Below are 8,279 nucleotides of genomic sequence, written 5' to 3'. Positions count from 1 at the left end.
GTGTATTGGCTGCCGCAATCGCGTTGCCTTCTTTCTTATCATTCAATCCGTAACCATCTAAAATCATTAAAACGGTAGGTTTCTTGCTCATTATTATCTCCTTTATCTTCATTGGCTGTCAATTTATAATCCGTTAATATTATAACGATTTTTGATAATTAATTCAACCTGAGAATTGATATTTCGTCACAGCAGATTCTTATATTCTCTTCGTCCGTCAAAGATTGCGTAGATGATCACTTTTTGATGAATCTCTTCAATCTTATAGAAAATCAGATGTCGCTCGATAATCAATACCCTGTATCCCTGTCTTTTTAAAATAGAATATCTTGGAACCTTTCCGCTGTAAGGAAAATCTCCAAGCCGAATCACTGCCTTCTCAATTTTGTCTAAATAAGAATTCGCAATATTAATATCTCCGGAATTATCTGCTATATAAAAAATAATATCCCTCAACTGGTCCTCAAACTTATCTGTCCGCAATATATGATACTGCATATTCTATCTCCCTGCATTGAGCGCAGCCCGAATATCATCGAACGTTCCCTGTACTGTATCTATTCTTCCGTTTTTTACATCTTCTTCTGCTTCTGCTAAAGATCTCAATAATTCCAGCTCCGCAGTCATTTGATTATACTGCTGTAATCCTAAGACCACTGTATCTCCCCGCCCATTGACCGTAATAACGACCGGTTCTCTCGACTCTCTGCACTTCTTTGAAATTTCACTGTAATGATTTCTTAAATCCGATGATGGCCTTATCTCTGCTTTCACTTGATCACCTTCTTTCTCTATAGTCATATTATATCTTAATTTGCCTATAAATACAACTTTCAAAACGGCTGGATCATCTTCTACATGCAGCAAAAAGTCCAGTGAATATACTGAAACAGCATATTCACTGGACAAACAAAATTCCAATACTATTATTTGTAGTTTACAATCTTACCAAAGTCCGGTTTTAAAGAAGCTCCTCCGACTAATCCTCCGTCGATGTCGTCCTGTGCGAATAATTCCGGTGCGCTTGCAGCAGACACTGAACCGCCGTACTGGATGCGGATGGCGTCAGCAGTAGCCTGATCATACACTTCTGCGATACACTCACGGATCGCTTTACAAACTTCCTGAGCCTGCTCTGTTGTTGCAACTTTTCCTGTACCGATTGCCCAGATTGGCTCGTAAGCGATAACAGCAGTCTTTGCCTGATCTGCAGTCACACCCTGGAATGCAATCTTGATCTGCTGGCGAACAAAGTCAATGGTTACGCCCTGTTCTCTCTGAGCAAGAGTTTCTCCGCAGCAAACGATCGGAGTGATTCCGTGTTCAAAAGCTTTTAAAACTTTTTTATTAACCGTCTCATCTGTCTCAGCGAAATATTCTCTTCTCTCTGAATGTCCGATGATGACATATTTTACACCTAAGTCCGTCAGCATGTTTGGAGCGATCTCTCCTGTGTAAGCACCGCTCTCTTCATAGTACATGTTCTCAGCACCGATGTTGATGTTGCTTCCTTTTGCAGCTTCGATCGCTGCCGGAATACAGATTGCCGGTACGCAGAATACTACATCAGATGTTTCACTCGCTACCAATGGCTTTAATTCGTTTACTAAAGCTACGGTCTCGCTAGGTGTTTTGTTCATTTTCCAGTTTCCTGCTACGATTGTTTTACGCATAATGGTATACCCTCCGATTACTTTCCTTGATAGTTAAAATACTTATTTATCATTTGCCGCTGCAACACCCGGTAATTCTTTTCCTTCCAGGAATTCCAGAGATGCACCGCCGCCTGTGGAAATATGTGTCATCTTATCACCGAAACCAAGCTGGTTTACTGCTGCTGCGGAATCTCCTCCGCCGATGATCGTTGTAGCATCAATCTCAGCCAGTGCCTCTGCAACTGCCACAGTTCCTGCCGCAAAGTTCGGCATCTCGAAACATCCCATAGGTCCGTTCCATACAACTGTCTTTGCATCTTTTAAGGCATCCGCAAATAATGCTCTTGTCTTCGGTCCGATGTCAAGTCCCTGCCATCCTGCTTCAATTCCGCCTCTCTCTACGGTCTTGATGTTGGCGTCATTGGAGAAGTCATCTGCCACTACGGTATCAACAGGGATCAGCAGGTTCACACCTTTTTCTTTTGCTTTATCCATCATTTCTTTTGCATAGTCTAAGTAGTCAGCTTCCAGTAAGGAATCTCCGACTTCTTCTCCCAATGCTTTCATGAATGTATAAGCCATACCGCCGCCAATGATCAGTGTATCAACCTTGTCTAAAAGATTGTTGATAACAGAAATTTTAGAGGAAACCTTGGCTCCTCCTAAAATCGCTACCATAGGGCGTTCCGGATTGTTGACTGCATTTCCTAAGAAATCGATCTCTTTCTGCATTAAGTATCCTACAACTGCAGTGTCTACGAACTGTGTAACTCCCACGTTTGAACAGTGAGCCCTGTGAGCAGTTCCGAAAGCATCATTTACAAATACATCGCAGAGGCCTGCAAGTTCTTTGCTGAATTCTTCCCCGTTCTTTGTCTCTTCTGCTCTGTAACGTGTATTCTGGAGTAAAATGACATCTCCGTCCTGCATTGCATCTGCTGCTGCTTTCGCATTCGGTCCTACAACGTTATCGTCTGCTGCAAACTTTACTTCCTGACCTAATAACTCACTCAAACGTGCTGCTACCGGTGCAAGAGATAATTCCGGTTTTGGCTCTCCTTTCGGTTTTCCTAAATGAGAGCAGAGAATGAGTTTTCCGCCGTCTGCGATTAACTTCTTTAATGTAGGAAGGGCCGCAACCAAACGGTTTTCATCTGTGATCTTTCCGTCCTGAAGCGGAACGTTGAAGTCACAGCGCACTAAGACTTTCTTTCCTTTTACGTTGATATCATCTACTGATTTTTTGTTTAACATGTTCTTTCCTCCTGGGATTTCTTATAGGATTAAATCGAATGCCTATCCTGTCGGATCGCTTTCTTAAAATACAAGAAACAGGTCCGGTCCAAAAAGACCGGACCCGTTTGAGTCTTTATAACTGCACTGAATCGCGAAGCTTGTCCGCATCCACAATTATGCTAATTCTGCAAAGTATTTGATTGTTCTTACCATCTGGCTTGTGTAAGAGTTTTCATTGTCATACCAAGAAACTACCTGAACTTCGTATAATCCGTCACCAACTTCAGTAACCATTGTCTGAGTTGCATCGAATAAAGAACCATATTTGATTCCGATGATGTCAGAAGATACTAATTCTTCTTCTGTGTATCCGAAAGACTCTGTAGCTGCTGCTTTCATAGCTGCGTTGATTCCGTCAACAGTTACGTTGTCACCCTTAACTACTGCTGTTAAGATTGTTGTAGATCCTGTCGGAACCGGTACACGCTGAGCAGATCCAATTAATTTTCCGTTTAATTCTGGAATAACTAATCCGATAGCTTTTGCTGCTCCAGTAGAGTTAGGAACGATATTAACTGCTGCAGCACGTGCTCTTCTTAAATCACCTTTTCTCTGAGGTCCGTCAAGAGTCATCTGATCTCCTGTGTAAGCATGTACTGTTAACATGATACCAGACTGAACCGGTGCATACTTGTTAAGAGCATCAGCCATAGGCGCTAAGCAGTTTGTTGTACAAGAAGCTGCTGAGATGACTGTGTCTTCTTTTGTCAATGTTTCGTGGTTTACATTGTATACGATAGTTGGAAGATCGTTTCCAGCTGGCGCAGAAATAACAACTTTCTTAGCTCCTGCCTGAACGTGTGCAGATGCTTTGTCTTTAGATGTATAGAATCCTGTACATTCTAATACAACGTCTACGTCTAATTCTCCCCAAGGAAGTTTTGTTGCGTCTGCTTCTGCATAGATTTCAATTTCTTTTCCGTCTACTACGATTGAAGATTCTTTTGCTTCTACTTTGTCAGCTAATGCATATCTTCCCTGTGCAGAATCATACTTTAATAAGTGTGCTAACATCTTAGGATTTGTTAAATCGTTGATTGCTACAACTTCATAACCTTCAGCTCCGAACATCTGTCTGAATGCAAGACGTCCAATACGTCCAAATCCATTAATCGCTACTTTTACTGCCATCTCAATTCCTCCTAAGTCTTGAATGAATAATTTAATGTTGTCTGTCAATTGTCAATCTATTGACAAACTTCCTTTTTATTTTAAACAATATGTCCAAAAATATCAAGTCTATTTTAGCATTTCTCTCATGTATACAAAATCATATCTTTGTACAAGATTACCAAAAGCTTTATTTCTCATTCTCATCAATGATATAATTGGCAATATTGTCTGCATAGTCAGAAATACGCTCCAGACTTGTCATCATATCAATATAGATCACACCAGCCTCCGGCAGGCAGGATTCCCGTTCCAGCCGTTTAATATGCTGTTTCCGGTACTGTTTTTCTATTCTGTCTACTTCTTCCTCTCCCTGAATGGCCTGTTTCGCAATTTCCACATCATCTTTCTCAATCGCTCTGATGGCATAATCAAATGTTTTAATGACCTGTGCCGTCATTTTGTGCAATTCGTCCTTTGCCAGATCAGAAAATGCAATTTTGTCGTCATGCTTCGTCTGCATAAATTCGGCAATATTCTCTACGTGATCTCCCGCTCTTTCAATATCCGATATAGTGTAGAATAAATCCGTGACAATTTTACTCTGTTTCTCCGTCAGCGCCAGATTGCTGATCTTCACAAGATATCCGGTGATCATAGTTTCTAAATGATTGATGACCTTTTCATCCCTGAACACCTTGTCCAGCTGTTTCTCACTCGGCTGCGGATTCATAGCTTCCTTTGTAACGCGCTTCATATTCTTCAGAACGATGTCACCCATGCGCACTACTTCTTTGACTGCGTTTTCCACCGCAAAAGAAGGAGTTTCAAGAATACGCGGATCCAGATGGCGCAGCACCATCTCTTCTACTTCCTCGTCTTCCTCATCTTCCGGCTCTTCATGGATAATCAGTCCTGACAGTTTCACCAATACATTGGCGAACGGGAACAGCAGTACGGTAACTGATACATTGAAGATAGAATGGAAAATAGAGATCTCCGTACTCGAAATATGCTGCATAGCCAAATGGTCAAATACGCCGAAGAAAATGGTCATGATAATTCCATAGATAGCAGCTCCGATGATGTTAAAAGATAAATGGATCACCGCCGCCCTTTTTGCGGTTTTATTTGCTCCCGCACTGGATAAAAGAGCCGTGATACATGTACCGATATTCTGCCCCAGCGTAATAAAAACGGCGGAGCGCCAGTTTACAATGCCCTTCATGGCAAGTGTCTGGAGAATACCCACGGATGCGGAAGAACTCTGAATGATCGCTGTAACGACAGCTCCTACAAGAATTCCTAAAATAGGATTCCCCCCGAGAACTTCAAAAGCCTTTGCGAAAATAGGGCTGCTCTGATATACCCCGATGGAACTGGACATAAAAGAGAGTCCAATAAAGAGAACACCGAAACCTACGGCAATCTCTGCCTTCTGGTTTAACTTTTGTTTATTTGAAAAAGTTACAATAAATGCTCCGATGGCTAAAATCAGCGGTGCAAAAAATTCAGGTTTCAGCGCCCCTGCCCATTCATTTGCCGATACAAGCCATGCGGTGATCGTAGTTCCGACGTTCGCACCCATAATAACGCCTGCTGCCTGGGTAAGGTTCATGATGCCTGCATTCACAAAACCTACGACCATAACGGTAGTTGCCGAACTGCTCTGGATGATGGCAGTGACCAAAGCTCCCACTAAAACTCCTAAGAAGCGGTTGTTGGTCAGATATCCCAGCAGCTGCCGCATCTTATTGCCGGCAGTCTTCTGCAGTCCGTCCGCCATCACATTCATTCCATAGAGAAACATACCTAATCCGCCGGCAAAGGCAAACAGGTTCCCCAGATGATCTAATGTACTCATTTTTTTTCCTCCTGTATTAAACATCTTTAGTTTAACATAAGGTAATTGTTCATTTAAAGTAAAACTTTTGTAACTTATCTGATTTTCATGTATTTTTTTTAATAATTATATATAATAAGATTAAAACCAATCATATTTTTAAATATAAAGGAGACGCCATGATTCATTCAGACTTTCATTTACATACCAGTCACTCTTCTGACTCACAGGCTTCAATGGAATCCATGATCTTAAAAGCCATAGACCTTGGTCTCACCAAAATCTGTTTTACAGAACATCAGGATTACGGTTATCCTGAAAATAAAGAAAATTTTGATTTTCTGGTGGATCTACCCTCATATAAATCTGAATTATTATCATTAAAAGACAAATACAATGACCGGATAAAGATTTTATTCGGCGCCGAAATCGGACTGATGCCGACAACTTATGACAAATGCCGGGATTTTGCCCGCTCTGATGATTTTGATTTCATCATCGGTTCTACTCATATTGTTGACCAAATGGATCCATATGAACCTATATATTTTGAAACATATCCTGGAAAAAAAGGTCTTTTAAGATATTTAGAGGTGATACTCCAGAATGTCAAAGTCTATCATGACTACTGCGTATATGGTCATCTGGACTATGCCGTGCGCTATTGTCCCGATAAAAACTATCAGTTTATCTATCAGGATTACGCCGATTTGATCGAAGAAATTTTAAAAACCATCATAGAAGACGGAAAAGGGATCGAGGTCAACACCGGCGGATATAAGTATGGTCTTGGATATCCGAATCCCCATCCGGATATTCTCAAACGCTATTTGGAACTGGGGGGAGAGATTCTGACGATCGGCTCTGACGGACACTGTCCGGAGCATATGGCATACGACTTTCCAAAGCTCCGGGAACTCCTCACTTCTCTCGGCTTCCGGTTCTATACCATTTTCCAGAACCAGTCACCGGAATTTATTGAGCTTTAATATAAAAAAAGAAGGAAAATGTACATGTAATTACACTTTCCTTCTTTTTTCTGTCACTGAAGAATTTAAAATCCTCTCATCCATTCTTCTTTCAAATGCAGATTGCCCTGTATCGCCTCATCTAGCTTCGCGATCATTTTATCCCTGTCTTCATTCAAGGTTCCTCTCAAATTGACATAATTGGACGCATGGTTGGACCGGAAGATGCATCCCGGACAGTCCATATGTTCCAGCATCAATTTTGTCTCTTTCAGATTATCATAGGGAGTGATCAGTTCAAACTCTCCGCTTCTGATCTTTTCTTCCAGCGGAAGTCCGGGTTCTATCATCAATGTCAGCAGGCCTATATAATCCGGTTTCATTGCAGAAAAAACTTTCCCTGTATCAACCGCATGCTCCATCCACAGCTTTTTTCCTCCCAGCCCTGAAATAGCCGTCACTGACAGCCGGATACCCGCCTGTTTTATCTTGGATGCAGACTGTATCATCTCATCCGGCGTGGCTCCCTTTTTCATGAACTTAAGCACCTGGGCATTTCCCGATTCCAGGCCCATGTATACCATATCCAGACCGTTTTCTCTCAGTTCCCGGAGTTCCTCTTTCGTTTTGATCATCACACTCTTAGGGGAAGCATAGCAGGTGACCTGCCGGCACTCTGGAATTTCTTCACGAATATATTTAAGAATCTCGTTCAGATATTCATTTTTACAAATCAGGGCATCTCCGTCTGCGAGAAAAATCTTTCCGATTGAATTGTAGTACTCTCTTGCCTCCCTGAAATCGGCCAGAACATCCTGAAGCGGCCTCATCCTGAATCTTTTTTCTTTGTACATATTACAGAAGATACAGTCATTCTGGCTGCATCCGATGGTCACTTGTATGATCAGACTGTATGCCTCACTGGGCGGTCTGTACACCATTCCTTCATATTCCATTTGTCTTTCCTCCTGGTAACTTTCAGTTTTATTTTCGGTAAATGCAGATCCTTGCCCCTGATTCCGCATTTTTTATGATCTTCTTCATGTTCTTCCGGCTTACTGCAATACATCCTGCCGTGTACGGCTTCTTTCCTTTACAGTGGAGAAATATTGCAGATCCTTTTTTATATTTATGTTTTGGATTATAATTAAGAAACATTCCATAATAATAATGTGGTTTATAGTCAATCAGATGCTCTCCGCGGCAGCGGTGCTTCTTTTTTCTCACGTCTATCAGCCGATTATAATATTTTTTATCCCCGCACCAGTAGAGGTACTTATTGACTCTGGTATAATTCATCTTTGCACCCGGATTTTTTTTGATCCCAAAAGCACCTGTGAATCCAAAAGTGCCGGAAGGTGTCTTCAGATCTCCTTCCCTCTTCTTGTGGATTCCTTTTTTCCCTAC

The 8,279-nt window shown here is 41.6% G+C and carries 9 protein-coding genes; 1 reads left to right on the top strand and 8 read right to left on the bottom strand.

Annotated features, from left to right (window positions below):
• Positions 1 to 186: 186 nt before the first annotated feature.
• The 6 genes from QVP35_RS15275 to QVP35_RS15250 form a co-directional block, all read right to left on the bottom strand.
• Positions 187 to 498 carry a type II toxin-antitoxin system RelE/ParE family toxin gene (locus QVP35_RS15275; protein WP_009291156.1) on the bottom strand — a complete coding sequence of 104 codons (312 nt, stop codon included), beginning with the start codon at positions 496 to 498 and terminating at the stop codon, positions 187 to 189.
• Positions 499 to 501: 3 nt separating this feature from the next.
• On the bottom strand, positions 502 to 774 hold the full coding sequence (locus QVP35_RS15270; protein WP_039930805.1) for a type II toxin-antitoxin system Phd/YefM family antitoxin: 273 nt from the start codon (positions 772 to 774) through the stop codon (positions 502 to 504).
• A 152-nt stretch (positions 775 to 926) separates the two neighbouring features.
• Positions 927 to 1,676, bottom strand: a complete 750-nt coding sequence (gene tpiA, locus QVP35_RS15265; protein WP_039930792.1) for a triose-phosphate isomerase — start codon at positions 1,674 to 1,676, stop codon at positions 927 to 929.
• A 39-nt stretch (positions 1,677 to 1,715) separates the two neighbouring features.
• The gene (locus QVP35_RS15260; RefSeq protein WP_006565429.1) at positions 1,716 to 2,909 is read right to left on the bottom strand and encodes a phosphoglycerate kinase; all 1,194 of its coding nucleotides are present in this window, start codon (positions 2,907 to 2,909) and stop codon (positions 1,716 to 1,718) included.
• A 156-nt stretch (positions 2,910 to 3,065) separates the two neighbouring features.
• Positions 3,066 to 4,082 (bottom strand): type I glyceraldehyde-3-phosphate dehydrogenase, encoded by a 1,017-nt coding sequence (gene gap, locus QVP35_RS15255; RefSeq protein ID WP_009291154.1) that lies wholly within the window; start codon positions 4,080 to 4,082, stop codon positions 3,066 to 3,068.
• Positions 4,083 to 4,251: 169 nt separating this feature from the next.
• The gene (locus QVP35_RS15250; protein WP_009291153.1) at positions 4,252 to 5,925 is read right to left on the bottom strand and encodes a Na/Pi cotransporter family protein; all 1,674 of its coding nucleotides are present in this window, start codon (positions 5,923 to 5,925) and stop codon (positions 4,252 to 4,254) included.
• A 158-nt stretch (positions 5,926 to 6,083) separates the two neighbouring features.
• On the opposite strand from QVP35_RS15250, the gene QVP35_RS15245 reads away from it, so the two are divergent.
• Complete coding sequence (locus tag QVP35_RS15245; RefSeq protein ID WP_022261372.1) at positions 6,084 to 6,893, top strand: histidinol-phosphatase HisJ family protein; 810 nt, start codon at positions 6,084 to 6,086, stop codon at positions 6,891 to 6,893.
• Positions 6,894 to 6,958: 65 nt separating this feature from the next.
• On the opposite strand, the gene QVP35_RS15240 is transcribed toward QVP35_RS15245, so the two are convergent.
• Entirely contained in the window at positions 6,959 to 7,828 is an 870-nt protein-coding gene (locus tag QVP35_RS15240; protein WP_022261371.1) for a radical SAM protein, read from the bottom strand.
• Between the two features lie 28 nt (positions 7,829 to 7,856).
• Positions 7,857 to 8,279, bottom strand: a 423-nt coding sequence (locus tag QVP35_RS15235; RefSeq protein WP_288187965.1) for a L,D-transpeptidase family protein, incomplete at its 5' end; no start/stop codon positions are given.

Source organism: Anaerostipes sp. CAG:276 (genome assembly GCF_000432215.1).
Classification (GTDB): Bacteria; Bacillota; Clostridia; order Lachnospirales; family Lachnospiraceae; genus Anaerostipes; species Anaerostipes caccae.
Note: the sequence above shows the minus strand (reverse complement) of the source record. Positions and strands in the feature narration are given on the sequence as shown.